The organism is Peptoniphilus pacaensis (assembly GCF_900088125.1).
Classification (GTDB): Bacteria; Bacillota; Clostridia; order Tissierellales; family Peptoniphilaceae; genus Aedoeadaptatus; species Aedoeadaptatus pacaensis.
In genome coordinates, this window is sequence record NZ_FLQT01000003.1 from 1477023 (window position 1) to 1503554 (window position 26532).

The 26532-nt window shown below is 51.0% G+C and carries 28 protein-coding genes; all 28 read left to right on the forward strand.

Annotated elements, in window-relative coordinates:
* The first annotated feature begins 1 nt into the window (after position 1).
* A complete protein-coding gene (locus BN7444_RS06980; RefSeq protein ID WP_068457631.1) occupies positions 2-646 on the forward strand; it encodes a CpaE/TadZ family protein in 645 nt (214 codons plus the stop codon).
* A 34-nt stretch (positions 647-680) separates the two neighbouring features.
* Positions 681-2534 carry a TIGR03960 family B12-binding radical SAM protein gene (locus BN7444_RS06985; protein ID WP_068457633.1) on the forward strand — a complete coding sequence of 618 codons (1854 nt, stop codon included), beginning with the start codon at positions 681-683 and terminating at the stop codon, positions 2532-2534.
* Complete coding sequence (locus tag BN7444_RS06990) at positions 2512-3195, forward strand: TIGR03936 family radical SAM-associated protein (RefSeq protein ID WP_068457636.1); 684 nt, start codon at positions 2512-2514, stop codon at positions 3193-3195. Before BN7444_RS06985 ends, BN7444_RS06990 begins: the two co-directional genes overlap by 23 nt.
* Entirely contained in the window at positions 3179-4360 is a 1182-nt protein-coding gene (locus BN7444_RS06995; protein ID WP_068457637.1) for a ribonuclease E/G, read from the forward strand. Before BN7444_RS06990 ends, BN7444_RS06995 begins: the two co-directional genes overlap by 17 nt.
* 100 nt (positions 4361-4460) lie before the next feature.
* Positions 4461-4769: a 50S ribosomal protein L21 gene (gene rplU, locus BN7444_RS07000; protein ID WP_068457639.1), complete on the forward strand. Its 309-nt coding sequence runs from the start codon at positions 4461-4463 to the stop codon at positions 4767-4769.
* On the forward strand, positions 4769-5098 hold the full coding sequence (locus tag BN7444_RS07005; protein WP_068457640.1) for a ribosomal-processing cysteine protease Prp: 330 nt from the start codon (positions 4769-4771) through the stop codon (positions 5096-5098). The genes rplU and BN7444_RS07005 overlap by 1 nt, the downstream gene beginning before the upstream one ends.
* Positions 5099-5389 (forward strand): 50S ribosomal protein L27, encoded by a 291-nt coding sequence (gene rpmA / locus BN7444_RS07010; RefSeq protein ID WP_068457642.1) that lies wholly within the window; start codon positions 5099-5101, stop codon positions 5387-5389. It begins immediately after the preceding gene.
* A gap of 112 nt (positions 5390-5501) precedes the next feature.
* On the forward strand, positions 5502-6773 hold the full coding sequence (obgE, locus tag BN7444_RS07015) for a GTPase ObgE (RefSeq protein ID WP_068457644.1): 1272 nt from the start codon (positions 5502-5504) through the stop codon (positions 6771-6773).
* A 7-nt stretch (positions 6774-6780) separates the two neighbouring features.
* Positions 6781-7071 (forward strand): ribosome assembly RNA-binding protein YhbY, encoded by a 291-nt coding sequence (yhbY, locus tag BN7444_RS07020; protein ID WP_068457646.1) that lies wholly within the window; start codon positions 6781-6783, stop codon positions 7069-7071.
* A gap of 2 nt (positions 7072-7073) precedes the next feature.
* Entirely contained in the window at positions 7074-7682 is a 609-nt protein-coding gene (nadD, locus tag BN7444_RS07025; protein WP_068457648.1) for a nicotinate-nucleotide adenylyltransferase, read from the forward strand.
* The gene (yqeK, locus tag BN7444_RS07030) at positions 7679-8242 is read left to right on the forward strand and encodes a bis(5'-nucleosyl)-tetraphosphatase (symmetrical) YqeK (protein ID WP_082941308.1); all 564 of its coding nucleotides are present in this window, start codon (positions 7679-7681) and stop codon (positions 8240-8242) included. The genes nadD and yqeK overlap by 4 nt, the downstream gene beginning before the upstream one ends.
* Positions 8239-9129 (forward strand): LCP family protein, encoded by an 891-nt coding sequence (locus tag BN7444_RS07035; protein ID WP_068457650.1) that lies wholly within the window; start codon positions 8239-8241, stop codon positions 9127-9129. The genes yqeK and BN7444_RS07035 overlap by 4 nt, the downstream gene beginning before the upstream one ends.
* Before the next feature lie 33 nt (positions 9130-9162).
* A complete protein-coding gene (gene rsfS, locus BN7444_RS07040; protein ID WP_068457651.1) occupies positions 9163-9519 on the forward strand; it encodes a ribosome silencing factor in 357 nt (118 codons plus the stop codon).
* Entirely contained in the window at positions 9516-9890 is a 375-nt protein-coding gene (locus BN7444_RS07045) for a RidA family protein (protein WP_068457653.1), read from the forward strand. The genes rsfS and BN7444_RS07045 overlap by 4 nt, the downstream gene beginning before the upstream one ends.
* A gap of 18 nt (positions 9891-9908) precedes the next feature.
* Positions 9909-10520: a ComEA family DNA-binding protein gene (locus tag BN7444_RS07050; RefSeq protein ID WP_068457655.1), complete on the forward strand. Its 612-nt coding sequence runs from the start codon at positions 9909-9911 to the stop codon at positions 10518-10520.
* A 45-nt stretch (positions 10521-10565) separates the two neighbouring features.
* Positions 10566-12431 carry an excinuclease ABC subunit UvrC gene (uvrC, locus tag BN7444_RS07055; RefSeq protein ID WP_068457657.1) on the forward strand — a complete coding sequence of 622 codons (1866 nt, stop codon included), beginning with the start codon at positions 10566-10568 and terminating at the stop codon, positions 12429-12431.
* The gene (gene hprK, locus BN7444_RS07060; RefSeq protein ID WP_245654204.1) at positions 12421-13365 is read left to right on the forward strand and encodes an HPr(Ser) kinase/phosphatase; all 945 of its coding nucleotides are present in this window, start codon (positions 12421-12423) and stop codon (positions 13363-13365) included. Before uvrC ends, hprK begins: the two co-directional genes overlap by 11 nt.
* Positions 13366-13519: 154 nt before the next feature.
* The gene (gene nifJ / locus BN7444_RS07065; protein WP_068457659.1) at positions 13520-17044 is read left to right on the forward strand and encodes a pyruvate:ferredoxin (flavodoxin) oxidoreductase; all 3525 of its coding nucleotides are present in this window, start codon (positions 13520-13522) and stop codon (positions 17042-17044) included.
* Between the two features lie 184 nt (positions 17045-17228).
* On the forward strand, positions 17229-17687 hold the full coding sequence (locus tag BN7444_RS07070) for a glutathione peroxidase (protein WP_068457660.1): 459 nt from the start codon (positions 17229-17231) through the stop codon (positions 17685-17687).
* Positions 17688-17801: 114 nt separating this feature from the next.
* Positions 17802-18752 carry a substrate-binding domain-containing protein gene (locus tag BN7444_RS07075; protein WP_068457662.1) on the forward strand — a complete coding sequence of 317 codons (951 nt, stop codon included), beginning with the start codon at positions 17802-17804 and terminating at the stop codon, positions 18750-18752.
* A gap of 117 nt (positions 18753-18869) precedes the next feature.
* Complete coding sequence (pstC, locus tag BN7444_RS07080; protein ID WP_068457664.1) at positions 18870-19727, forward strand: phosphate ABC transporter permease subunit PstC; 858 nt, start codon at positions 18870-18872, stop codon at positions 19725-19727.
* Entirely contained in the window at positions 19727-20545 is an 819-nt protein-coding gene (gene pstA, locus BN7444_RS07085) for a phosphate ABC transporter permease PstA (protein WP_068457665.1), read from the forward strand. Before pstC ends, pstA begins: the two co-directional genes overlap by 1 nt.
* The gene (pstB, locus tag BN7444_RS07090; RefSeq protein WP_068457667.1) at positions 20546-21304 is read left to right on the forward strand and encodes a phosphate ABC transporter ATP-binding protein PstB; all 759 of its coding nucleotides are present in this window, start codon (positions 20546-20548) and stop codon (positions 21302-21304) included.
* 12 nt (positions 21305-21316) lie between these two features.
* Positions 21317-21988: a phosphate signaling complex protein PhoU gene (phoU, locus tag BN7444_RS07095; RefSeq protein WP_068457668.1), complete on the forward strand. Its 672-nt coding sequence runs from the start codon at positions 21317-21319 to the stop codon at positions 21986-21988.
* A 1-nt stretch (position 21989) separates the two neighbouring features.
* A complete protein-coding gene (locus BN7444_RS07100; RefSeq protein WP_068457670.1) occupies positions 21990-22664 on the forward strand; it encodes a response regulator transcription factor in 675 nt (224 codons plus the stop codon).
* Positions 22661-24379: a sensor histidine kinase gene (locus BN7444_RS07105; protein WP_068457672.1), complete on the forward strand. Its 1719-nt coding sequence runs from the start codon at positions 22661-22663 to the stop codon at positions 24377-24379. The genes BN7444_RS07100 and BN7444_RS07105 overlap by 4 nt, the downstream gene beginning before the upstream one ends.
* 46 nt (positions 24380-24425) lie before the next feature.
* Complete coding sequence (locus BN7444_RS07110) at positions 24426-25106, forward strand: response regulator transcription factor (RefSeq protein ID WP_068457674.1); 681 nt, start codon at positions 24426-24428, stop codon at positions 25104-25106.
* Complete coding sequence (locus BN7444_RS07115; protein WP_245654205.1) at positions 25103-26521, forward strand: sensor histidine kinase; 1419 nt, start codon at positions 25103-25105, stop codon at positions 26519-26521. The genes BN7444_RS07110 and BN7444_RS07115 overlap by 4 nt, the downstream gene beginning before the upstream one ends.
* Positions 26522-26532: the final 11 nt, after the last annotated feature.

The following is a 26532-nucleotide window of genomic DNA, read 5'->3' on the forward strand; positions in this document are numbered from 1 at the left end:
TATGATAGCAGTCATTTTATCGACGGTGGGCGGTTGCGGCACCAGCACCATGGCCCGCGACTTTGCCAAAGAAGCGAAAGGCCTTTTAATCGAGGCATCGAATCGCACCCGGGTGCAGGATTTATTTTTGTCGGAGCCGCCGGACGCCATCGAGGACTATATGGACTTTCTTCAGGGAAAGGCCGTGTCCGAGGTGGCGATTGAAGGCGAGGGCTACGATTTAATCCAAGGCAATATTTTTCACGACCTGGAAGAAATCGAGGAAGAGGACTTCGCCAAAGCGGTGAAGAGCTTAGGAGACGACGACGTCTTTGTGGACCTGTCTCGCTACAGGGAGAAGGACATCGCGGCCTGGGCCGAGGTGGCGGACATTTTTTACTGCGTCATCACCAATCAGCCGGGCTCTGTACGCGCCTTCGACCGCATTCAATTTATCCTGAGAAAAAATAAATGCCCCGTCCCCGTGGCGATTATCGCCAATCGACTGAAGCCCGGGGACAGAGAGGCCCTGGAAAAGATTGAGAGCCTGCCCTTGGAAGATGCCCGCTTCTTTAACGAAATGGAGAAGCCGGCTTTTTCCCTGAAGGGAGAAACAGGAGAAAAGGGCGAGAAAAAATCCTTCTGGTCCATATTCAAAGGACGGTAGACTTGTGGCCCATGACCATTAGAAAGAGGTTTCCATGATAGAAGCTGAACGACTGGAAAAATGTTTGAAAAAAGTGGAGAAGCCCGCTCGCTACATCGGCGGCGAATTAAACAGCATCGTCAAAGAAGAGGCGGCCCTTCGTTTTTGCTTTTGCTTTCCCGACGTTTACGAAGTGGGCATGAGCCATTTAGGCATGCAGATTCTGTATTTCGCCATGAACGAGACGGACTACGCCTGCGAGCGCGCCTTTGCGCCCTGGCCGGACATGGCCGAGGCCATGAAAAACGAAGCCATTCCCCTCTATAGCTTGGAGACGAAGACGCCCCTGTCGGAATTCGACGTGGTGGGCTTTACCCTGCAATACGAAATGAGCTACACCAACATCCTCTATATGTTGGACATGGCAAATATCACCCTCCTCGCCGAGGAGCGGGGAGAAGAAGAGCCCTTCGTCATGGCCGGCGGGCCCTGCGCCACGACGCCGGAGCCCTTGGCGGATTTTATGGACTGCTTTTTAATCGGCGAAGGGGAGCATTTAAATATTCAGGTCATGGACAAAATCAAAGAGGGCAGGGAAGCAGGGCTCAATCGAAAAGAAATCCTGCTTTCTTTGGCCGCCTTGGAAGGCGTCTATGTGCCTTCCCTTTACGAAGTGACCTACAAAGAAGACGGCACCATTTTAAGCCACAGGCCGCTGGTTCCCGAAGCGAAGCCCGTGATCAAGCGGGTGCGCCTTCACGATATGAACGGCACCTTCCAATTGGACCGGCAGATCGTGCCCTTTTTGGAAACCGTCCACGACCGGGCGGTCATCGAGCTGTTCCGCGGCTGTACCCAGGGCTGTCGCTTCTGTCAGGCGGGCATGATGTATCGGCCCATTCGGGAGCGAAGCGTGGACACGCTGACGGAAATGGCGGAAACCGTTTTAAAAAACACGGGCTACGACGAAATATCCCTCACATCCCTTTCTTCCTGCGACTTTACGCAGCTCATGCCCTTGGTGAAGGAGCTGAGCCGCACCTACGAAGAAAAGAATGTGGGCATCAGTCTGCCTTCCCTGCGATTGGACAGCTTTATCGTGGATGTACTGAAAGAAATCGAGAAGGTGCGCAAGAGCGGGCTCACCTTTGCCCCGGAAGCGGGGAGCCAGCGCATGCGGGATGTGATCAACAAAAATGTCACGGAAGAAGACCTGATGCGGGTGGTGAACTCCGTCTTTAAGGAAGGCTGGAGCCGGATCAAACTCTATTTCATGATCGGCCTGCCCGGAGAGACCATGGAGGACGTCTTGGGCATCGCCCACTTGGCCTACAAGGTGAAGGACGCCTTTTTCAATCGGCCCAAGGAAGAGATTCAGGGCAATTTCCGCGTCACCGCTTCCGCTTCCTGCTTCGTGCCCAAGGGCTTTACGCCTTTTCAATGGGTGGGACAGGACAGCATCGACGAATTTTTCGAAAAGATCCAAGCCGTTAAAGGGGCGGTGCGTGATCCGAAGGTTAAATTCCAATACCACGAGCCCTATGTTTCCCGCATGGAAGCCGTTCTGGCCCGGGGCGATCGGCGCATCGGCAAGCTCCTTTTGCGTGCCTATGAAAACGGACAGATCTTCGACGGCTGGAGCGAATTTTTCCGCTACGACGTGTGGGTGAAGTCCATGGAAGAGGCGGATATCGACGGGGACTTTTACGCCAATCGGGAGCGGGACTTCGACGAGGTGCTGCCCTGGGACTTTATCGACATCGGCGTGAAGAAGGCCTATTTGAAAAGAGAGTACGAAAAATCCATGAAGGCGCTGACCACGCCGGACTGCCGCAGAAAATGCAACGGTTGCGGCATCGAAGATTGCGAAATGTGGGGTGAGTTTCATGCAGCTGCGCATGGCATTTAAAAAGACGGGCATGATTAAATTTATCTCCCACTTAGACACCATACGCGTCTTTAATCGGGCCATTCAGCGAACGGGGGTGCCCGTCCTTTGGTCCGAAGGCTTCAATCCTCATCAGAAGCTTTCCATCGCCCAGCCCTTGAGCGTGGGTATGGAGAGCGAGTTTGAAGTTATGGACCTGGAAGTGGAAGACGGCTCCGATCCCGAAGCCATAAGAAATACACTGAACGAAGCCCTGCCCAAGGGCATGGAGATCATCGAGGCCACCGCGGACTTCGACCCGACATCGGTTTTCGAGCGCATCGCCAAGACGCAGTACCGCTTCTTTTTCCCCTCGGCTTACTACGACGGCGCCGATGAGCTCAAGAAATTGGCGGAGAAGGCCATGGCCAAGGAGGAAATCCTCGTGCGCCGGCGCAAGAAAAAGGGCAAGAAGCGCATCGTCGTGGAAGAAGATATTAAAGACGGCATCTTTTCTTTGGACTGGAAAGAAGAAGAGAAAGGCACGTCCCTTTACGCCGTCCTGCGTGCCGGGGGCAACGGAAATTTGCGGCCCGATCGCTTTTTAACGGGGCTTTTCGAAGCCGAGGGCGTGGATATCGACTACATTCAAATTCGTCGGATCAAAAGTTGGGACGGTGAGGATCATGAAGTACGGCTCTAATGCCTATTTATTTGCCGACGGAGAGGATCCGAAGATCATGGGTCTCATGGAGCACGAGGTGATTCGGGAGATTCACCTGCTGTCCAATCCCTCTGCCGTGGGAAATATTTACCGTGGCTATGTAAAAAACGTGCTGCCCGCCATGGACTGCGCCTTCGTGGACTTCGGGGAAGAGGACACGGGCTATCTCCCCATGAAAAACGTCTATCCAAAGTCCTACCGCGACACCATTAAAGGCGGCGACGCCATTATCGTGGAAGTAAAGAAGACGCCCTTGGATCAAAAGCGGGCGGTGCTTTCCATGGACTACAGCTTGCGGGGAGAAAATCTCGTCCTGCTGCCCAAGTCTTCCGGCGTTAGGATCTCCAAGCGCATCGACGACGAGGACATCAGAAAGCGGCTGAAGCATTGGGCCGCATCCCTGGGCGAGTCCGCAGGCATGATTATTCGCACCGAGGCCGCCTCCTGTCAATTGGAGCACATGGCCGTCGAGTACGAGCATCTGTGGGAGCTGATGGAAAAAATCGAGGCGTCGGTGAATTTCCTGCCCAAGACTCAGCTTCTCTTAAGTCAGGACCGGGCCATGGACTTTCTCAACCGCCATCGGGAGCTGCCTATGGTGGTCAACGACAAAAAACTCATCGCCCGTCTGCCCAAGTACTTAAACTGCGTGGTGGACCCTTCATTCAGCATTCGCTCCACGGCCAAGTGGCGCAGCCAATGGAATTCCATTTTTCAAAAGACCCTGCCCCTGCCTTCCGGTGGCAATGTGGTCGTCGATTCCACGGAAGCCGCCTACGTCATGGACGTGAACATGGCGGCGGTAAAAAAGAGCGGCCTCTTCGACGCCACGCGGATGAAGGTGAATATGGAAGCCGCCGATGAGATCGTCAAGCAGATCAAACTCAGAAATTTAAGCGGCATGATCGTCGTGGACTTCGTTCACGGCATGGACAAAGGGCAAATGGCGGCTTTAACGGAGCATATGGAAAAGCAGCTGGCGGAAGGGCCCATGATCACGACGGTCTACGGCTTCAGCGCCATGGGCCTTTTCGAAATCGCCCGCGAGCGAAAGGAGCTGCCCTTCGAGGCTCAGTACAAAGAGGCGGAGGAAAGGCACCGGGAAGCGGTAAAAAACAAATTAAAACGGGAGAAAGAATTGTAATCGGCGGCGGAATGTGGTATTATACCATGATGTAACCGCACCTTATAGGTAATAAGCATAGCACCTATCGGGGCGAGTCTTGTAAAGAGGAGGTGCTACAATGTACGCAGTGATTGAAACCGGCGGAAAGCAATACACCGTTCACGAAGGTGACTTGGTGAAGGTTGAAAAGCTCGATGCCAACGAAGGAGATGCCGTAACCTTTGACAAGGTTCTTCTCGTCGCAAAAGATGGCAATGTGAATGTAGGCAAGCCCTACGTCGCCGACGCAAAAGTCGAAGCGAAAGTTTTGAAACAAGCGAAGGACAAGAAAGTCATCGTTTACAAATTCAAAGCAAAGAAAAACGAACGCATTAAGCGTGGCCATCGTCAACCGTATACACTGGTAGAAATCGGATCCTTGGCATAATGACAGAGGTCTCATTCTTTGTTCGCCGCGGAAAGATTTTAGGATTTCTGGCGAACAATCACGCAGGGGAAGGTGACGAGACGGGCGAAATCGTCTGTCACGGCGTCAGTGCCCTGACCTTGACCTGTGCGTTATCCATGGAAGATTTGCTTTCAATCGACGAAGACACCATGTCTTTCGAACAGTCGGAGGCTTATGTAAGCATTCGCCTGCCGGAGGATGTCGTGTCCGATGAAACGGAGCTTTTGTTTCGTTCCATGAAAGTCGGTTTAAAAGCCATCGAAGGTGCATACGAAAATTACATTAAAATAGAGACTCAGGAGGTTTAGATGATTCTGTTTACACTTGAACTCTTCTCTTCGAAGAAGGGGATGGGTAGTTCTAAAAACGGTCGCGACTCCGAATCGAAACGTCTCGGCGTGAAGAAAGGCGACGGACAACACGTATTAGCCGGCAACATTCTCGTACGTCAAAGAGGCACGAAGATTCATCCCGGGTTAAACGTAGGAATCGGCAGCGACGACACATTGTTTGCCACCGCCGACGGACGCGTTTCCTTTGAAAGTCGTGGTAAAAAGAAAAAAGTAGTTAACGTTCTTCCCGCAGAAGAATTAGCATAAGAAAAACCGCAGAGAAATCTGCGGTTTATTTTTTCTTATACATAGCTTAGACAAGGGAGATCTTTTGATAAATCGGACTGTGATATAATACCAATCATACTGGGGGTGTGAGATGTTTGTCGATATTTGTTCCATTACGGTAAAAGCCGGCAATGGTGGCGACGGAGCCGTCGCATGGCGCAGAGAGAAATACGTTCCCGCCGGAGGACCGGCCGGGGGCGACGGCGGACGAGGCGGAAGCGTGGTTCTCGTCGCCGATGAAAATATGCGGACGCTCATGGATTTTCGCTACAAACGCATGTACAAGGCGGAAAACGGACAAAACGGCCGCAACAAAAAACAATTCGGCGCCGATGCCGAGGATATTATTTTGAAAATTCCCGTGGGCACCTTGGTGCGGGACGAAAAGACGAAAAAAATCATCGTCGATATGAAGGAAGCGGGTCAGCGCTTCGTCATCGCCCAAGGCGGCGGCGGAGGAAAGGGCAACGCCCGCTACACGACCAGCACCCGTCAGGCCCCGACCTTCGCCCAAATGGGCTTTAAGGGCCAGGAGCGAAACATTATTTTGGAATTGAAGCTCCTCGCCGACGTGGGCCTCGTGGGCTTTCCTAATGTAGGAAAATCCACCCTCCTTTCCGTCATATCCAGCGCGAAGCCGAAGATCGCCAATTACGAATTTACGACCCTCTCGCCGAATCTGGGCGTGGTCTATTTAGGTCCCGGCAAGAGCTTCGTCTGCGCCGACATTCCCGGCCTGATCGAAGGGGCGTCGGAAGGCGTCGGCCTGGGCCACGATTTCTTGCGCCACGTAGAGCGAAGCGGCGTGCTGATTCACGTCTTGGACGGAAGCGGCGCCTATTACCGGGATCCCTTGGAGGATTTCGAAGCCATTAATCGGGAGCTTGAGGATTACAACATCGCCTTAAAGGACAAGGCGCAAATCGTGTTCATCAACAAAATGGACTTGCCCGAAGCTCAGGAACGGGAACCGGAGCTCAGGAAGGAATTGGAGGGTCGCGGCTACACTGTATTTTCAGGATCCGCCGCCACCACCAAAGACCTTCAACCCATGCTATACAAGGTTTACGACGTGCTTCAAAACACGGACATTGAATACGACAGCTTGGACGAGGAATACTATGTGGAAGAGGAAGAAAGAGAACCGGGCATTTCGGTGAGAAAAGAAGAGGGCCGCTACATTGTGGACGGACCTTATATCGAGCGCCTCTTGGGTTCCACCTTCTTCGACGACCGGGATTCTTTGCGCTACTTCCAAGAAAACCTCAGGAAGAACGGCGTCATCGACAAGCTGCGGGAGTTGGGCATAGAAGAAGGCGAATCCGTCTTTATCGCGGATTATGAATTTGAATTTTTCGAGTAGGGAGCTTATGATTACAGGAAAACAACGGGCGCAGCTGAAGCGCCTTTCACACGGCATGAAGCCTTTGATGCAAATCGGCAAAAACGGCATAACGCCGGGGGTCATCGAGCAGATCGACAAATTATTGGAAGATCACGAGCTGGTGAAGATCGCTCTTTTGCAAAACACGGCAGTGGAATTAAATGAGGCGGCACAAATTTTAACCGACGCCTTGGATGCGGAATTCGTTCAGGGAATAGGCAGCAAGCTCACCCTCTACCGGCCCGCCAAAGAAGACCCGGTTATCGTTCTGGAGTAGTTATGAAAATCGGGATCATGGGCGGCTCCTTTAATCCCATCCACATGGGTCATTTAATGATGAGCGAGTATATGCGCGCCTCTTTGGGCTTAAACAAGGTGCTCTTTATTCCTACGGGAAATGCGCCTCACAAGCACAACTACGCCGTCACCGGCGAGGAGCGCCTGAAAATGGTGGAGCTGGCCGTTGCGGACAATGCCTATTTCGACACGTCGGATCTGGAGGTCTTGCAGACAAAGACCACCTATTCCGTGGACACCATCAGCGCATTGAAAAAAGTTTATCCGGACGCCGAGTTTTACTTCTTTTTAGGTTCCGACATTTTACAGGATTTAAAGACGTGGAAGCGCTTTGACGCCCTGGCGAAGCTGACGCAATTTGCCGTCGCCACACGGCCGGGAGACGGCGCCATTACAAAAGAAGCCATTCGGGAAGAAATTCGCTATTTAAAGACGACTTATGATGCGGACATCGTGCTCATCGACACGCCCTTATTGGAGATTTCTTCGACGACGCTCAGAAACCGCATTCGTCAGGGAAAGTCGGTGAAATATTTTATTCCCGATCCGGTCATGGCCTACATTAGGAAGAAGAGGTTTTACATCTATTGAAAGAGCCTGCATTTGAAGAAATCGTCGATGCCATCGGCGAAAAGCGTTACAAACATATTTTGCGCGTCGCGGAGACGGCGGAAAAGCTTGCGAAGATCCACGGGGTGAACGTGGAAAAGGTAAGGACGGCGGCTTTGTTTCACGACATCTGTAAATACAAGGACACGGACCGTTTGTGGGAAGAAGCCCGTCGCCTGAAAGTCGAGGACTTGGATAGCTTCAAGGCCTTTCCTCAAGTTCTTCACGCCTACGTGGCGGCGCAGGCGGCAAAGATAGATTACGGCATCGAAGACGAGGAAATTCTTCGGGCCATTCGCTACCACACCACGGGCACCAGTCACATGTCGCCGGTGGAAGAAGTGGTCTTTCTGGCCGATTACTTAGAGCCCATGCGCAATTTCGACGGCGTCGACGACTTGCGGAAAAAAGCCGAGGCGGATCTCACCGAGGCCATGGCCGCATCGGTGCAGGGGAATTTACTGTTTCTCATTCAACGGGGCGGTCCCGTATGCTTGGACACCATCCGTTGTTACAATGACTACATGGAGAAAAATAGATGAAAAGTTTCTTTCGAGGATTCTTCCTCACATTACTGATCGTATTCATCGGCGGGGTCGCCCTGCATTTTTACACCACCATGGGCGACGATTCCGAGGCGAAGACCTGGATCAGCGATTTGCAAAACAGCAATGAAAAGTTTCAAGTGCTGTTAATCGGCGTGGACAGTTTAGATTCGAAGAAAGCAAAAAACACCCGAAGCGACGTGATGATGGTTTTGGACATCGACGGCGAGAAGAAGACCGCCTCCTTGATTTCCCTCCCTCGAGATTCCCGCGTGAAGATCGAAGACCACGGCAAGACAAAATTAAATCACGCTTATGCATACGGCAAGGCGGATTTGGCCCTTGAGACCGTCAATGAAAACTTTGATCTGAACATTCCCTATTACATCGTCGTGGACTACGCCTTCGTCAAAGACGTGGTGAACATTGTGGACGGCATCGACGTCTACGTGCCCATGGATATGGACTACGAAGATCCCTCGGCGGATCCGCCCCTGTCCATTCACCTGAAAGAAGGCCATCAACACCTAAACGGCGATCAGGCCATGCAGTTTTTGCGTTTCAGAAAGGGCTACAAAAATGCCGACTTGGACCGCGTCAAGGCCCAACAAGCCTTTATGTCGGCGTTTATTGACAAGGTAAAGAGCTCCAAGGGCGTGCTGCACGCGCCGTCGCTTTTGGTCAGCTATATGGACAATACGACGAGCAATATGCCTCTGTCCAAGGTATCTCGCATGGGCCTCACCATGCTGTCCGTGGGACAGGAAAATCTTCAGACTGCGACGATTCCCGGAACGGCGGATATGATCGGCGGCTTAAGTTATTACGTCGTGGACTTCGACGGAACGGATCAATTATTTCGCAAGATGAATGTAAAGCCGTAAAAACAGGGTACAAATAAAGTAGGAGGTGATCCTATGACGAAAGAAAACATTCAAGCCATGCTGGATATTATCGAAAAAAGTGCCGATGCTCGAGGCGGCGCCGACATTCAGGTGTTGGATATCCGGGAGATGACATCCATCGCCGATTACTTTGTCATTATCAGCGGCAACTCCACACCCCAATTAAACGCTATTGCCGAAGAAGTGGAAGACAAAATGGCCGAGGCGGGCTACAATACGTCCCACCACGAAGGAAACGGACAATCCCGCTGGATTATTTTGGATTACGGCGATGTGATCGTCCATATTTTCCACCGCGACATGCGAAAGTTTTATAATTTGGAACGTCTTTGGAGTAAAGACGAGCGAGAAAGCGAGGAAGAAGAATGAGAATTATTCAAACAGACAAAACAGTGGCAGCCATCGGTCCTTATTCCCAAGCCGTAGAAGACGGCGGCGTCGTTTACTTATCGGGACAAATTCCCGTGGATCCGAAAACCGGGGAAGTTAAGACCGACATCAAAGAAGCGACTCGCCAAAGTCTGACGAATTTGAAAAATCTTTTGGAAGCCTCGGGTTCCGACTTAAATCACGTCATGAAGGTCAATCTGTTTATTTTGGACATGGGCCAATTTGCCGACATTAACGAAGTTTATGCGGAATTTTTCACCGAACACAAGCCCGCCAGAAGCTGTGTCGCCGTGTCCGCTTTGCCGAAAAACGTCGTCTTGGAAGTCGAAGCCATCGCTCGCGTGAAGTAGTATTCATTCGGTGGTCCCATGAAGCTCACCGATCGTGAAAAGAAGCTGGCCTTTGCGTTCGCCTGTGTGCTGGTTCTCACGGTGTCTTACTACAATTATCGACTGAAGGCGAACAGGCCGAAGGAGGATTCCTTCGTCATCGAAAGCGAAGAGAAGGATCAACTTAACGAGCCGAATGAGACGGTGTCCGATGCCGATGCCATCGGCGGCAAGATTTACGTGGACATCGGCGGTTGTGTCCAAAATCCGGGGCTGTACCAATTGGAAAAAGGCGCCCGGGTCAAGGACGGCATCACCGCCGCCGGCGGCCTCGTCGGCAATGCCGATACGTCGCAAATTAATTTGGCGAAAAAGCTGAACGACGAGGAAAAACTCTATATTCCCAAGGTCGGGGAGAATGCGCCCGCCGTCTCCGCAACCGGCGATTCGTTGGCGGCCAAGGGGCCGGTGAGCATCCAAAACGGTTCGAAAGAGGACCTGATGACCCTGCCCGGCGTGGGAGAAAAAACTGCCGATAAGATTATCGAATACCGCACGGCCCATCCCTTTACGGCGGTGGAAGACCTAAAGGAAGTGCCCGGCATCGGCGATAAGACCTTCGACAGTTTAAAAAATAATATTCAATTATAAAACTGACCGCACGGTCAGTTTTTTACTAGCGATTAGGAGCGTGTCATGAGTCAAGCGGCCATAAGCGAAAAATTAAAAACCTTGCCCGACGATCCCGGCGTCTATTTAATGAAAAACAAGCTGGATCAAATTATTTACGTGGGCAAGGCGAAGAATTTAAAAAAGCGGGTGCGTCAATACTTCGGTTCCTACGGTAAAAAAGACAAAAAGGTGCGGAGCATGGTCTCCCATATCGACGACTTCGAATACATAATCGTCTCCAGTGAATTGGAATCCTTGATTCTGGAATCCAATTTGATCAAAGAATATTTGCCCAAGTATAATATTTTGCTTAGGGACGACAAGCAGTACCCTTATATAAAAATCACCGACGAGCCCTTTCCCCGCCTCATGAAGACGCGGCGGGTGATCAAAGACGGCGCTCGCTACTACGGTCCCTTTCCCGACGTCTTGGCCGTGAACCATGCCATCGACATTTTGCACGAACGCTTCCCCCTGAGAAACTGTAAGCTGGACCTCTCCAAGCCCCATCCCGTGGTGCGTCCCTGCTTGAACTACCACATTCATCGCTGCGCCGGGCCCTGCATCGGCGCCGTCACCGAGGAAGAATACCGGACATACATCTCAGGCATCGAAGACTTTCTCGACGGAAAGAAGGTCGCCTTTCTCGACGAGCTGGAAGCGGAGATGAAAGAGGCGAGCAAGTCATTGGATTTCGAGAGAGCGGCACAGATCCGCGACAAGCTACAGGCCCTCTATACCCTGACGGAGAAGCAGCGGATTACGGCGGCGGGTAAGGACGACGAATTCGACGTCATCGGCCTCGCGGCCCAAGGGCGTGACGTGTGCATACAGATCTTTTTCTTTCGTCGGGGGAAAAATATAGGCAGAGAGCATTTCTTTATGGAAAATCCCTACGCCGACAGTCCCGGCGAGCTGTTAAAAGCCTTTATCTCCCAGTTTTATCACGGCACCGCCTACATCCCGGGCAAGCTCTACGTCCACGAATACTTCGACGAGCGGGAGCTCATTGAAGCCATGCTTGGGGAGAAGAAAGGCGCCAATGTTCACATTATCGTGCCGAAAATCGGGGAGAAGAAGCAGATCATGTCCATGGTGCGGAAAAATGCCATCGACATGCTGGATAAACATTCCGATCAAATGCGCAGCAAACAGAAAACCGTGGAGACGACCTTGGACGCTCTGCGGGAAAAGCTGTCTCTCGACAGCCCCTTGGAGCGCATCGAAACCTACGACATTTCCAATATTTCCGGCGTGGAGTCCGTAGGCTCCATGGTAGTCTTTGAAGAGGGCTTGCCGAAGAAGACGGACTATCGACGCTTCCGCATTAAAGACGTGGAAGGGCCCGATGATTACGCTTCATTGCGAGAAGTGTTGAGTCGCCGATTTAAGCGTGGGTTGAAAGAGCAGGCGGGGATAGGCGAGAGCAAGGGCTTCGGCAAATTTCCCGATCTGATCTTTATGGACGGTGGCAAGGGGCAGGTGACTCAGGCCCTCGCCGTCTTAAAGGAATTGAATCTGGATATTCCCGTGGCGGGCTTGGTAAAGGACGATTTTCACAAGACACGGGGCATTTACTTTAACAACGAGGAGATTCGCGTGGCGAAAAACTCGCCTATCTATCGCCTCACTTACCAAATGCAGGAAGAAGCCCACCGCTTCGCCATTACCTACCACCGAAGCCTCAGGGCCAAGGCGAGCTTTCAATCGGAGCTTGACAATATACCGGGCATCGGCCCGAAGCGCAAACAGGCACTGATGACGGCCTTTAAATCCCTGTCGAAGATCAAAGCCGCCGATGTGGAGACATTGGCAGCGGTGGACGGCATGACGAAGGCGGCGGCACAGTCGTTGGTGGATCACTTTCAAGGAGGCAAAGATGAGCAATAAAAAAATGAGCATCAGCGTGGAAGAGCTGATTAAAGACAATGATTTCGAAGTGATTCATCAGGCGGACAACACTCGCAACGTGCATCTGTACTCCTCGGAATTCAATCGGCCGGGCCTGCAGCTCTGCGGCTTCTACACGAAATTCGTTCCCGACCGCATCCAAATCATCGGCGGCGCGGAGTGGTGGTACCTGGAAGGGCTGGATCCCAAAGTTCGCGCCATGCGCTTAAAGGCCCTTTTCGCCCACAAGATCACGGTGATGATCGTGACCCGTAACCAACGAATCTTCCCGGAAATGTTGATGTATGCCAAAGAAGACAACTGCACCATTTTAAGGACCCCCGACTCCACCTCCCGGGCGGTCAACAAATTGATCACGTATCTGGAGCGGGCATTGGCGCCGTCCATTCGCCGCCACGGCATTCTGTTGGACATTTACGGCGTCGGCGTCCTGATTACGGGAGAGAGCGGCATCGGCAAATCGGAAACGGCTCTGGATCTTATAGCAAACGGCCACAAACTCATTGCCGACGATTCCGTCCTCATCCGCATGTTGGACAATCGCCTCATCGGTACATCGCCTAAAATTACCCGCCACTTTATGGAGATTCGGGGCATCGGAATCATCGACGTGGAACGGCTCTTTGGTATCGGTTGCATCATGGAAGAAAAAGAAGTGGAGCTGGTTATCGAGCTCACGCCGTGGGACGATTTTGCCGATTATAACCGCCTGGGCATCGAAGACGAAAAGGTCGAAATCCTAGACAAGTCGGTGCCCGTTATGGAAATTCCCATGCGCACCGGACGCAATATGTCCATGATCATCGAAATCGCCACGCGCAATTTCAAGCAGAAGGAAATGGGATACAATGCGGCGTTGGCATTGAATCAGCGGGTGCTGGATTCCATCGAAAAAAATAAGGTGGGACGATAAAGTTTTTCGCGGGTGCAGAAATTTAAAAGAGGAAACGATAATGTTTTCTTTTTAACGTGTTGAAATACTGAATACTTAGATCAACGACTTGAAATTAATGTAATGACTGATATAATTAACATATAGGAAAATGTTGTTAATTTAGGAGGTTGAAATGGCAAAGACGATGAAAACAATGGATGGGAACACAGCTGCCGCTCACGTGGCATATGCGTTCTCTGACTTAGCGTGCATCTATCCGATCACGCCCTCATCCCCGATGGCAGAACATATTGATGCCTGGGCCAGTAATCACAGAAAGAATATTTTCGGCAACGAAGTATCTGTAAAGGAAATGCAATCCGAAGCCGGTGCCGCAGGTTCCGTACACGGTGCACTTCAAGCAGGTGCTTTGACCACCACCTATACCGCATCTCAAGGTCTCCTTTTGATGCTGCCGAACATGTACAAGATCGCAGGGGAATTGCTTCCCGGCGTATTCCACGTTGCAGCTCGTGCACTGGCAAGCCACGCATTGAGCATTTTCGGTGACCACCAAGACGTTATGGCCGTTCGTGCATCCGGTTTTGCATTACTCGGTTCCGGTTCCGTACAAGAAGCTATGGACTTGGCAGGCGTCGCTCACTTAGCCGCCATTAAGGGTCGTGTACCTTTCGTACACTTCTTCGACGGCTTCCGTACGTCTCACGAAATTCAAAAGATTGAAGTCCTCGACTACGACGACTTGGCAAAACTCGTCGACATGGACGCAGTCAACGCATTCAGAGCACGTGCATTGGCTCCCCAAGATCCGGAAGTTCGCGGTACCGCACAAAACCCGGATATCTATTTCCAAGAAGTAGAAGCTGCAAACCGCTACTACACTGACATTATCGGCATCACCGATGAATACATGAAGAAGATTTCCGAGTTAACCGGCAGAAAATACGGCCTGTTCAACTACTACGGTGATGAAAACGCAGAAGACGTTATCGTCGCAATGGGTTCCGTAACCGAAACCATCGAAGAAGTAGTCGACTACTTAAACGACAAAGGCGACAAAGTCGGTTTATTGAAGGTTCACCTCTATCGTCCCTTCTCCAGAAAACACTTCCTCGACGCTATGCCGAAGAGTGTCAAGAGAATTGCCGTTTTAGACCGTACCAAGGAAAAAGGCGCAGCAGCTGAACCCTTAATGCTCGACGTTAAGGACATGTACTACGGCAGCGACAACATGCCCTTGATTATCGGCGGCCGTTACGGCTTAGGCAGCAAGGACACCACGCCTTCCCAAATGCTGGCAGTTTACAAAAACCTGCGTGCAGCAGAACCGAAAGATGGCTTCACCGTCGGTATCGTAGACGACGTTACCCATCATTCCCTTGAAATCGATGAAGAAATCCACACCGAACCCGAAGGAACCATCGGATGTAAATTCTGGGGCTTCGGTTCCGACGGTACTGTTGGTGCAAACAAGAGCGCCATCAAGATCATCGGCGATGGCACCGACATGTATGCACAAGGCTACTTCGACTATGACTCGAAGAAATCCGGCGGCGTTACCATGTCCCACTTACGTTTCGGTCCCAACAGAATTACCTCTACGTACCTGTTGACATCCGCTGACTTCATCTCCTGCTCGAAGCAATCCTACGTACACCAATACGACTTGCTCCGCGGCATCAAAAAAGGCGGTACCTTCTTAATGAACACCACCTGGGATGTTGAAGACTTGGAAGAAAATCTTCCCGCAAGCTTGAAACGTTCCATCGCTGCTAACGATATTAAGTTCTATATCCTCAATGCAACGAAGATCGCAGGCGAAGTCGGTTTAGGTAACCGTACCAACATGGTTATGCAAGCAGCCTTCTTTAAACTGTCCGGCGTACTCCCCGAAGACGTCGCTGTTGAAAAGTTAAAAGAAGCCATCGTTAAAGACTACGGCCATAAGGGCGAAGAAATCGTCAATATGAACTATGCCGCTGTTGATGCAGGTATGAACGCCGCACACAAAGTCGATTATCCGAAGGAATGGGCTAACTTAACCGAAACCGAATCCCACGCAATCGAAGGCGCACCGGAATTCATCAACAACATCCTCGTTCCCATGACCCGTCAAGAAGGTAATGACCTTCCCGTCAGCGCATTCGTCGGCATGGAAGACGGTACCTTTATGGCCGGAACATCCAGATACGAAAAACGCGGTATTGCCGTTAACGTACCCCAATGGCAAATCGACAACTGTATCCAATGTAACCAATGTTCCTTCGTTTGCCCCCACGCTGTAATTCGTCCCTTCCTGTTAGACGAAGAAGAAGCAGCTAAGAAACCGGCATCCTTCGAAACCAAAAAACCCAACGGTAAAGATCTGGAAGGCTATGAATATCGCATTCAAGTTTCCCCGCTCGACTGTACCGGTTGCGGTAACTGTGCACAAGTTTGCCCCGCTAAGGAAAAAGCACTTGTCATGGTTCCCTTCGAAGATGAATTCGATAAACAAGCTGACAACTGGAAATTTGCAGAAACCGTATCCTCTAAACAAGATAAGATTCCTGCAAACAACGTTAAGAACTCTCAATTCCACATGCCGCACCTGGAATTCTCCGGCGCTTGCGCAGGCTGTGGTGAAACCCCCTATATCAAATTAATTACTCAACTGTTCGGCGATCACATGATGATTGCAAACGCAACGGGATGTAGTTCGATCTGGGGCGGTTCCGCACCGAGCATGCCCTACTGCACCAACGACAAGGGTCAAGGTCCCTCTTGGGCTAACTCCTTGTTCGAAGACAACGCAGAATACGGCTACGGCATGAAGGTTGCAGTCGAACAACAAAGAGCAACCATCAAAAAACACATGGAAGAATTCAAGGAATTAGGCGCTGATGAAGAAATCGCCAAAGCATTCGACGCTTGGTTAGAAGACTACAACAGCTACGAAGTAACCAAGGCTGCTACGGCCAAGATTCTTCCCTTGCTCGACAAGAAGACCGGTAATGCTGAAGCTGACAAGCTCTTGGCTTCCATCGACAGCATGAAACGTCTCTTAATCAAACCGTCGCAATGGATCTTCGGCGGTGACGGTTGGGCATACGACATCGGCTTCGGCGGTTTAGACCACGCATTGGCCAGCGGTGAAAACATCAACGTCATGGTCGTCGATACGGAAGTCTACTCCAACACCGGTGGTCAATCCTCGAAAGCAACCCCGACGGCTGCAGTTGCAAAATTCGCATCCAACGGTAAGGAAGTTCGTAAGAAAGACTTAGGTCTCATGATGACCAGCTACGGCTACGTTTACGTCGCACAAATCGCTATCGGCGCCGACAAGAACCAAGCTCTCAAGGCCATCAAGGAAGCCGAAGCTTACGACGGACCGTCCTTAATCATTGCTTACGCACCCTGTATCAACCACGGTATTCGCCAAGGTATGGGCGTTTCCATTGCTGAAGAAAAGAAAGCAGTCGAAACCGGTTACTGGCACCTGTACAGATACAACCCGACCCTCAAAGATGAAGGCAAGAACCCCTTCACCTTAGACTCCAAGGCACCGACGAAACCCTACAGAGAATTCCTCGAAGGCGAAGTTCGTTACACGTCCTTGAAGAAGCTGTTCCCCGAACGTGCAGAAGCACTTTACGAAGCAGCAGAAAGAAACGCCAAAGAACGCTTCGAAAACTACGAACGTTTAAACGGCTAATTTCTTAAAACAAAACAAAGGACCAGGTCATTGACTTGGTCCTTTTTTGTATGGCTTGAATTATTTGCTTTGAGCATACAAGAGAGGGAAGGAGGCCAAGAATAGGGAAAAACGGCGGAAAATGCTTGCATTTAAATTGAGAAAGCGTTCAATTTAGCGTATACTAAAGGGAAGGAGGGATTGTATGAATTTGTATTCGATTTCCGCAAAAGACATTCACGGACAGACCGTCGATTTCAGTGACTACGAGGGCCAAGTGGTGCTTGTGGTGAACACGGCCAGTCTCTGCGGGTGCACTCATCAATATGAGGGGCTTCAGCGCATTTATGAGCGCTACAAGGACGACGGCTTTGTCGTCTTAGGCTTTCCCTGCAATCAGTTCGGGGCTCAGGAGCCGGAAGATGAGGCGGCTATCGAGGAATTCGTTACGTCCCGCTACGGCATTACCTTTCCTATGTTTTCAAAGGTGGACGTCGTCGGCGACGATGCCCATCCGCTGTTTCGCGCCTTAACCGAAGGGGACGATCCCATCCACTGGAATTTTGAAAAATTCCTCATCGACCGGGAGGGGCATTTGCGCAGTCGCTTCCCCTCGGATTTGGAACCGAGAGAGTTTGTTTGCGACATCGACGAGCTTTTGTAATTTGATTCTCCGAAAAGATTTACATCGTCTTTACATTGAAATGATTCCGGCTTAATGGTCGACCGATACAATGGCAATAGTTGATGAAGATTTTTTTATAGGAGGAATCAAAGGATGAAAACGAAAAATGTAAAACTAGCCATCGGGGCATCCCTTTTGGCGTTAAGTCTTGTAGCTTGTTCCGGCGGCGGCAATAACAGCGGCGGCAACAATCAAGCTGCGAACAATACGGCCAATACCGCCAATGCAAACAAGGAAGGCGAAAGCGGCGATCTGGACAAGTTGGGACAAATCGCCGTCATCTCCCGTGAAGACGGCTCCGGTACCCGCGGTGCTTTCACCGAAATTACCGGTCTCTTGGAAAAGAACGGGGACGAAGAAGTAGACAACACCACGGCATCGGCCACGGTACAAAACTCCACCAACGGTGTCATGACCACCGTCGCAGGAAATCCCTCGGCTATCGGCTACATTTCCCTGGGTTCTTTAAACGACACGGTCAAGGCTCTGACTTTGGAAGGCGTTGAACCGACTGCTGAAAATATTTTAAGTGGCGATTACAAATTGGCCCGTCCCTTCCTTTTAGTCACCAAGGGCGAACCGAAGGAAGGCTCTTTGGAAGCCGACTTTATTCACTTTGCTCTTTCGAAGGAAGGCCAAGCCATCGCCGAACAAGAAGGCTATGTTAAGAATGAACAGGCCGAAGACTACAAGCCCGGCAACGTCAGCGGTGAAATCACCGTCGCCGGCTCCACTTCCGTTACGCCCTTAATGGAAAAATTAGTGGAAGCTTATAAGAAAGTCAACAGCGGCGCCAATATTCAAATTCAATCCAACGGCTCTTCCGCAGGGATTACCGCAGCCGCCGAAGGCACGGCACAAATCGGCATGAGCTCCCGCGAATTGAAGGATGAAGAAAAGGCCAATGTCCAAGGCATCGTCTTGGCACAAGACGGTATCGCCGTCATCGTCAACAAGGACAATCCGGCCGAAGACATTACCATGGAACAAATCAAAAACATCTTCAACGGCAGCATGACCGCTTGGGGCGATCTCGCCAAATAAAACAAAATCACAGCAGGTGTCTACGGACACCTGTTTTTTTGTTTACATAGATTTTACAAAAGCCATATCTATTCCTAAGAATGCCTTGATAAAGTAGCCGTGAAAAGGAGGAGGACTATGCACTCAAAAGGTTTCGAAAAAACGTGGGAGATCATATTTTTAATCTGCTCCCTCTTATCGGTATTTTCGATTATTGTCATTTGTTATTTTATTTTTAAAAACGGCGTGCCCTTTATTTTGGAAACGGGGACGGCAAAGTTTTTAATGGGAACGGATTGGAAGCCCACGGCGTCGCCGGCATCCTTCGGGATCTTGCCCATGATCGTCGGTTCCGTCTACGTCACCATCGGCTCCATTATCGTGGGCGTGCCCATCGGGGTGTTAACCGCCGTCTTTATGGCATTTTACTGTCCCGACAGGCTTTACAAATTTCTTAAGCCCGCCGTCAATTTAATGGCGGGAATTCCGTCGATTATTTACGGCTTCTTCGGTCTGATGGTTTTCGTGCCCATCGTTCGCGGTTGGTGGGGCGGCACGGGGATGACGGTCTTTACCGCGTCGATTCTCTTGGGGATTATGATCCTGCCCACGATTATCGGCCTGTCGGAATCCTCTCTGCGCTCCGTACCGAAATCATACTACCAAGGCTCCATTGCCCTGGGCGCTACCCACGAGCGGAGCTTGATGCGCGTCGTGGTACCGGCGGCGAAGTCGGGGATTCTGGCTGCGATTATTTTAGGCATCGGTCGCTCTATCGGAGAGACCATGGCGGTCATTATGATCGCGGGGAACCAGCCCATCGTGCCCGAAAGCATCAAGATGGGCACCCGTACCATGACTGCGAATATCGTGTTGGAAATGGCCTACGCCACCGGCGCTCATCGGGAGGCATTGATCGCCACCGGCGTCGTTCTCTTTGTCTTTATTCTGCTCATCAATTTACTGTTTAATGTAGTCAAAAGGAGGATGAAGTAATGAAAACACGTTCGGCCATCGTTCGCGGCCTCATCCTCGGGGCGGCCTTTATTACCTTTGCCGTCTTAATTATTCTCGTGGGCTACATCGTCATTAAAGGGGTTCCTCATCTTAACGGAGCCATGTTTGAAAAAACCTATACCACGGAGAATGTGTCCATGTTTCCCGCCATCATCACGACCCTCATCGTCGTCGTGCTTTCCCTTTTAATCGCCACGCCTCTCGGCGTCTTCACCGGCTTTTATCTGGTGGAGTATGCGAAGAAGGGAAGTCGCATGGTGGAAGTGATTCGTCTTACCACGGAAACTTTGTCGGGGATACCGTCCATTCTCTACGGCCTCTTCGGGATGCTGTTTTTCTCCGTGGCGTTGAAGCTGGGCTACTCGATTTTGTCCGGGGTATTCACTCTGTCGATTATGATCTTGCCCCTGATCATTCGCTCCACGGAAGAAGCCTTAATCGCCGTCAACGACAGCTTGCGTAGCGGCTCTTTCGCCCTGGGCGCCGGGAAGCTGCGCACCATTATTCGCGTCGTGCTGCCCGTGGCGGTGCCGGGGATTTTGTCCGGGGTCATCTTGGCCATCGGTCGCTGCGTCGGCGAGACGGCGGCATTAATGTTTACTCTGGGGACGACGACAGACATGCCCAAGAGCTTGCTCTCTTCCGGGCGGACCCTCTCCCTACACATGTATGTGCTATCTACGGAAGGATTGTTTGTGGATCAGGCCTTTGCCACGGGATTTATCTTGATCCTGTTGACCCTTTTAATCAACGCACTCAGTTCGTTTATCGGTTCGAAATTAGCAGGAGGCAATTAAATGAGTGAGACCAAACTATTAGTCAGCGATGTGGATTTGTGGTATGGTGATTTTCAAGCGTTAAAGAAGATCAATTTGGATATAAAGGAAAATGAGATCACCGCTTTTATCGGTCCTTCCGGTTGCGGGAAGTCCACCATGTTGAAATGCTTAAACCGCATGAACGATTTGGTGGAGGATTGCCGCATCGAAGGGCATATGCTCTTGGACGGCAAGGATATTTACGATTCCGGCTACGATGTGAATTTGCTCAGACGGCGGGTGGGCATGGTTTTTCAAAATCCGAACCCCTTTCCCATGAGCATCTACGACAACATCGCCTACGGCCCCAGAACCCACGGCATTAAAGGAAAAAATGAGTTAAACGAAATTGTGGAGCGGTCCCTAAAAGGCGCTGCCATTTGGGAAGAAGTGAAAGACAAGCTGCATCAACGGGCCACGGAAGTTTCCGGCGGTCAGCAACAGCGTATTTGCATCGCCCGCGCCCTGGCCGTGGAGCCGGAAGTGCTCTTAATGGACGAGCCCACCTCGGCACTGGATCCTATCTCCACATTAAAGATCGAAGAATTGGTACAGGATTTAAAGAAGGATTACACCATCGTTATGGTCACTCACAATATGCAACAGGCGGCGCGGGTGTCTGATAAGACGGCGTTTTTCCTGACAGGCGAAGTCATTGAAATGGATAAGACGGAAAAGATGTTTTCCAATCCGCGGGACAAGCGGACGGAAGATTACATTACCGGTCGTTTCGGATAATAGGGGGATAGCATGAGAAAACAATACGATTTAGAACTGGACGAATTAAATACCTTGCTGATCAAAATGGCGGCCAAGGTGGAACAGGCCGTGGCCGACGCCATGAAGGCTTTGGAGGAAAGAGACAAGGATCTCGCCGTGACCGTTTCGAAAAATGACCGTGACGTGGACCGCATGGAGCGCCGCATCGAAGACATGTGCCTCATGCTTCTCTTAAAGCAACAGCCGGTGGCAGGGGACTTACGCTTTATTTCCGCCGCATTAAAAATCATTACGGACTTGGAACGGATCGGCGATCACGCTCAGGACATTTGCGAAATTTCCCTGACCATGGACGAAAAGCCCTTGTCCGTATCCACGGATTTGATCACCCGCATGTTTATCGAATCCACCGCCATGATCAAAATGGCCATCGACGCCTTTATCACCAACGACGAAGACCTGGCCACCCAATGCATTAATCACGACGACGTGGTGGACGATTTATTTTTGCAACTTCGCGAAGAGATCATCGACAAATTCCGGGAACAAAAAGAGGATCCCCACGAATTGGTGGATCTGTTGCAAATCGCAAAATACCTGGAGCGGGTCGGCGATCACGCACAAAACATCGGCGAATGGGTAATCTTCTCCCTGACCGGCCATCACAAGGACTATTTAGGCGTAGAATCTTTCGGGGTGTAATATGATTTATTGTGTAGAAGACGAAGGCAACATTCGCGATTTAATCGTTTATGCTTTAAAAAATAGCGATTTCGACGTGGAGGGCTTTGCTTCCGGCGAAGAACTTTTCCGCGCCATGAGCGAAAAGCTGCCGTCCCTCGTTCTTCTCGATATTATGCTTCCCGGAGAAGACGGCTTGACGATTTTAAAGCGGATACGGGACAACCCGTCGACGGAAGATATTCCCGTCATTATGCTTACGGCGAAATCCTCCGAGCTGGATAAAATCGTGGGCCTGGATGGAGGCGCCGACGATTATATCGTCAAGCCCTTCAGCGTGTTGGAGCTGGTGGCCCGGGTCAAGGCCGTGCTGCGCCGCGCCCGTCCCAAGGAAGACGAGGGGCACATCGCCATCGACGGCGTCGTCATCGACCAAAAGAAGCGCACGGTGCTCGTAGACGGCGAGCCCATTACATTGACTTACAAGGAATTTGAGCTTTTGTATTACCTTTTCCGGAACAAAAACATCGTCTTGAACCGGGAGATGATTATGGCCCAGGTGTGGGGCTACGACTTCGAAGGAGAGTCCCGCACCGTGGACGTGCATATCGCTTCCTTGCGCCACAAGCTGAAGAACAAGGCATCGCTCATTGAGACCGTTCGAAACATCGGCTACAAAGTAGGATATAAGGAATGAACAAACAGATACGACGATTCAGTTTTTTAATGGCCTTTGTCATCGCCTTTATATTTCAAATAGCCGTATCCCTCGACTACCACAATCGAGGGATTCGTTTTAATGAAAAAAAGATGGAGGCGTTGACGGCGGAATTAAAAAAAGACGGCGACGAATCCGATCGCCTTCGTCGTCTGAACCATTGGGATACAGACAATGACGACGGCATTGTCTTTTTAAACAGTGGGGGAAAGGTGCTTTATTCCAATAGCTTATCCAAGAAAACTGACGCCATGGTGAACTACGCTCGAAAGAGCTCGCGGCGAATGAAAGAAAGCACCGGTTGGCATATTTACGATAAGAGCTTTCTTGCAACCGGTTACATTCAAACCACGGTCTTTGAGGACAAAAGCGTGCTCGTAACCGTGATGAGCCACGACAGCATGATGGCCGCCACTTTCCATTACTTGCCCTATACGGTCATCGCCACCCTATGCGGCGGCACGGCCCTTTACTTATTGATCCTCTACCGCAGGGAGAAAGAAGAAGAGGAAGGTCTTTTCCTTATACAAAACTACCGTCGCTATCTGAAAGACCCCGAGTTTAAACTGGAGCTGAGCCCCGTTCACGCGCCCTATGAAGAAGCCCTGAAAAAAGAAGCCTTGCGTGAAAAGCATCGGCTGGACAGCTTGTCCTCCCGCCTTACGGGGCTGATCGACATGGTGGAAAACATGACGGAGGGCGTGATCCTTCTGGGCGAGGACAGAAAGATCCTCTCCATTAACGAAGCGGCGGTGAAGCTTTTAAATGCGTCCCTCTACATTAATTTTCAGGGGAAAGATCTCCTATACCTCTGTCGTGAGCGGCATTTTTACGAGGCCTTTTCCCGGGCCTTTGACAATCGCAAGGACGATGTACAAAAAATCGCCATGGACGGCGTAGTCATTAAATTTTTCTTCGATCCCATATTTAACGACGCCGGCGAGTTTTACGGCATGCTGATTCTGATGATCGACGAAACCCAGCAAAGCCTGGCCGAGCGAAGCCGCCGGGAATTTACCTCCAATGTGACCCACGAATTAAAGACGCCCCTGACCTCCATTTCCGGCTATGCCGAGCTTTTGCGCTCCGGCATGGTGGCGGAAGGGGATCGGGACAAGTTTTTGGACATTATTATCGGCGAATCGCAAAAGCTCTTTGAGCTGATCAACGCAGTCATCGCCATGAGCCGTTTGGAAGAAAAGAATCGACCGGAAGAGTACCGGGTCGTGGACATGGAAGTCCTGGTGAAGGACGTGATCAAGAGCTACGAGCCCGACGCGAAGTCCAAGGGCATCCACCTGGGCTTTCAACCGGATCGGGACAATCGGCTATACACCCATCCCGACCTCATGCGCGAACTTATCGCCAATTTGGTGGACAATGCCATCGTCTATAATGTGGAGGGGGGCAATGTGCGCATCGTCTTGGACGGAAAGGCCGACGACAAATTCGTCGTCACCATACAGGACACGGGGATCGGCATTTCCTACGACGATCAGCGCCGCATCTTCGAGCGCTTTTACATGGTGGACAAATCCCGCAGCTACAACGAAAAATCCACGGGACTGGGTCTCGCCATCGTCAAGCACAATGTGGATAGCTTAAAAGGTACCATCGACGTGAAATCCCAGCTCCACCACGGCAGCACCTTCCGCCTGGTCTTCCCGAAAAAGGGAATCTACGCCTCCAAGTAATTTTCCGGGAAATCTATAGTATAATAGGTATCGGAAAGGGGTGCCTATGTACAAATTACTAGTCGTAGACGACGAAGCGAAGATTCGAGAAGTCATACGGACCTATGCGGAATTCGAAGGCTATGAAGTGGTGGAAGCGGAAGACGGCATGGAAGCCGTGGACCTCTGCAAGGGCGAAGATTTCGACGTCATCGTCATGGATGTGATGATGCCGCGCCTCGACGGCTTCAGCGCCTATAAAGAAATAAAAAAAGACAAAGACATACCGGTTCTCATGCTCAGCGCGCGAGGGGAAGAGTACGACAAGCTTTACGGTTTTGAAATCGGCATCGACGATTACGTAGTGAAGCCCTTTTCGCCGAAGGAGCTTATGGCCCGCCTCTCGGTCATCGCCAAGCGCAACAGCAGCGTGAAGGAAAACCACGCTTTGAAATTCAAGGGGCTTTCCATCGATCTGGACGGCAGGGAAGTTTATGTAGACGGGTCTCCGGTGGAAATGACGCCGAAGGAATTCGACCTTTTGGTCTTTATCGCCGAAAACGAAAACATCGCTCTGAGCCGCGAGAAGCTTTTAAATAAAGTCTGGGGCTACGATTTTTACGGCGACGACCGCACCGTGGACACTCACATTAAAATGCTCAGAAACAGCATCGAGCCCTATCGAAACTACATCGTCACCGTGCGGGGCGTGGGCTATAAATTTGTCGGCGAGGGTTCCGAATCGTGACCCGGGACGCCATCGTGGATCAAAAGAGCATCCGCGTCAAGTTTTTGATGTACTTTTCCGGCATGGCTCTGTTTATTTTGATCCTTCTGTGGCTGTTGCAAATCGTCTTTATCAATTCCTTTTACGAATCCATGAAGATTCGCGACACGGAAAAAGTCGGCCGCGCGGTCACCACCCGCTTCGGTAAGGAGGATTTCGAAGACACCTTGCTTCGCTACAGCTTTGAGAAAAATTTGAGCCTGCAGGTTTACAACGAAAAGGGCGGTTTGGTCTTTCCTCTAAACCCCCTGGATTATATGTATCAGCCCATGATCAGCGGTGAAGATTTCTTTACTTACTTTCAGCCGCTTCTTAAAAACGACAAAACCGAGGAAACCTACGTCAACGATTACAAAAACGAAGAGTCTTCGTCGATTTTGTACGTCTCCTATTTGGGCGTGGAGGCGGGGGAAAAATACTTCCTCGCCGTGTCCACCAATGTGGATCCCGTGGATTCCACGGTGGAGATTTTGAAAGATCAACTGATTATCGTGAGCACCATTTCCTTGGTTCTGGCCTTTATTCTGTCTCTGTATCTAAGCTCCCGACTGGCGCGCCCTCTGTCCGACATGGCAAAGACCGCCCGGGCCTTGGGTCAGGGCAATTACGACGTGCAGTTTAAGGAGCAGGACTACACGGAAATGAATGACTTGGCGCGGACGCTGAACTATGCCACCGGGGAGCTGACCGACGCCCTGGAAATGCGCAAAGATTTAATCGCCAATGTAAGCCACGACTTCAAGACGCCGCTGACGGTGATTAAATCCTACGGCGAAATGATCCGCGACATTTCCGGAGACAACAAAGAACTTCGGGAAAAACACGTGGAAACCATATTGGAAGAGACGGATTACCTCACTCATTTCGTCAACGACCTCTTGGATCTTTCCCGCGTGGAATCCGGGCTGGGGCAGTTGGATTCGGAGCCGGTGGATTTGAAGGCATTGACGAAAGACGTCCTCTGTCGCTTTAAGAACTTGGAGCGCACCGGCTACACCTTCGCCATTCACGGGGAAGGCACCATGGTTTGCGACGAAAACAAAATACGCCAGGTTATTTATAATTTCATTACCAATGCCGTGAACTATTCCACGGACAAAAAACAGATCGACATTTACATGATCGAGCATAAAAACCACATCACCTACTGCGTCCGCGACTACGGCCGCGGCATGGCCGACGAAGACCGGGACAAAATTTGGGAGCGGTTCTACCGAGGCCGCGACAATCACGAGCGACAAGTGGTGGGCACGGGCCTGGGCCTGTTTATCTGCAAAAACATTCTGGACCTCCACGGCTTCGATTACGGCGTGAAATCGAAACTCGGCGTGGGCAGCACCTTTTACTTTAAGGGGCCCAAGGGAGAAGAAGCATAGACGCAACAAAA

Bases quoted from the DNA above. Each gene is read 5' to 3' on its own strand.
- pstB (WP_068457667.1), top strand. From the start codon at position 20,546: ATGAGTGAGACCAAACTATTAGTCAGCGATGTGGATTTGTGGTATGGT.
- BN7444_RS07075 (WP_068457662.1), top strand. From the start codon at position 17,802: ATGAAAACGAAAAATGTAAAACTAGCCATCGGGGCATCCCTTTTGGCG.
- nifJ (WP_068457659.1), top strand. From the start codon at position 13,520: ATGGCAAAGACGATGAAAACAATGGATGGGAACACAGCTGCCGCTCAC.
- rpmA (WP_068457642.1), top strand. From the start codon at position 5,099: ATGATTCTGTTTACACTTGAACTCTTCTCTTCGAAGAAGGGGATGGGT.
- yhbY (WP_068457646.1), top strand. From the start codon at position 6,781: ATGATTACAGGAAAACAACGGGCGCAGCTGAAGCGCCTTTCACACGGC.
- uvrC (WP_068457657.1), top strand. From the start codon at position 10,566: ATGAGTCAAGCGGCCATAAGCGAAAAATTAAAAACCTTGCCCGACGAT.
- obgE (WP_068457644.1), top strand. From the start codon at position 5,502: ATGTTTGTCGATATTTGTTCCATTACGGTAAAAGCCGGCAATGGTGGC.
- BN7444_RS06995 (WP_068457637.1), top strand. From the start codon at position 3,179: ATGAAGTACGGCTCTAATGCCTATTTATTTGCCGACGGAGAGGATCCG.
- BN7444_RS07050 (WP_068457655.1), top strand. From the start codon at position 9,909: ATGAAGCTCACCGATCGTGAAAAGAAGCTGGCCTTTGCGTTCGCCTGT.
- BN7444_RS07105 (WP_068457672.1), top strand. From the start codon at position 22,661: ATGAACAAACAGATACGACGATTCAGTTTTTTAATGGCCTTTGTCATC.
- BN7444_RS07035 (WP_068457650.1), top strand. From the start codon at position 8,239: ATGAAAAGTTTCTTTCGAGGATTCTTCCTCACATTACTGATCGTATTC.
- BN7444_RS07100 (WP_068457670.1), top strand. From the start codon at position 21,990: ATGATTTATTGTGTAGAAGACGAAGGCAACATTCGCGATTTAATCGTT.
- BN7444_RS07110 (WP_068457674.1), top strand. From the start codon at position 24,426: ATGTACAAATTACTAGTCGTAGACGACGAAGCGAAGATTCGAGAAGTC.
- pstA (WP_068457665.1), top strand. From the start codon at position 19,727: ATGAAAACACGTTCGGCCATCGTTCGCGGCCTCATCCTCGGGGCGGCC.
- phoU (WP_068457668.1), top strand. From the start codon at position 21,317: ATGAGAAAACAATACGATTTAGAACTGGACGAATTAAATACCTTGCTG.
- pstC (WP_068457664.1), top strand. From the start codon at position 18,870: ATGCACTCAAAAGGTTTCGAAAAAACGTGGGAGATCATATTTTTAATC.
- BN7444_RS07070 (WP_068457660.1), top strand. From the start codon at position 17,229: ATGAATTTGTATTCGATTTCCGCAAAAGACATTCACGGACAGACCGTC.
- nadD (WP_068457648.1), top strand. From the start codon at position 7,074: ATGAAAATCGGGATCATGGGCGGCTCCTTTAATCCCATCCACATGGGT.
- BN7444_RS07005 (WP_068457640.1), top strand. From the start codon at position 4,769: ATGACAGAGGTCTCATTCTTTGTTCGCCGCGGAAAGATTTTAGGATTT.
- BN7444_RS06990 (WP_068457636.1), top strand. From the start codon at position 2,512: ATGCAGCTGCGCATGGCATTTAAAAAGACGGGCATGATTAAATTTATC.
- rsfS (WP_068457651.1), top strand. From the start codon at position 9,163: ATGACGAAAGAAAACATTCAAGCCATGCTGGATATTATCGAAAAAAGT.
- BN7444_RS07045 (WP_068457653.1), top strand. From the start codon at position 9,516: ATGAGAATTATTCAAACAGACAAAACAGTGGCAGCCATCGGTCCTTAT.
- rplU (WP_068457639.1), top strand. From the start codon at position 4,461: ATGTACGCAGTGATTGAAACCGGCGGAAAGCAATACACCGTTCACGAA.
- BN7444_RS06985 (WP_068457633.1), top strand. From the start codon at position 681: ATGATAGAAGCTGAACGACTGGAAAAATGTTTGAAAAAAGTGGAGAAG.
- BN7444_RS06980 (WP_068457631.1), top strand. From the start codon at position 2: ATGATAGCAGTCATTTTATCGACGGTGGGCGGTTGCGGCACCAGCACC.
- hprK (WP_245654204.1), top strand. From the start codon at position 12,421: ATGAGCAATAAAAAAATGAGCATCAGCGTGGAAGAGCTGATTAAAGAC.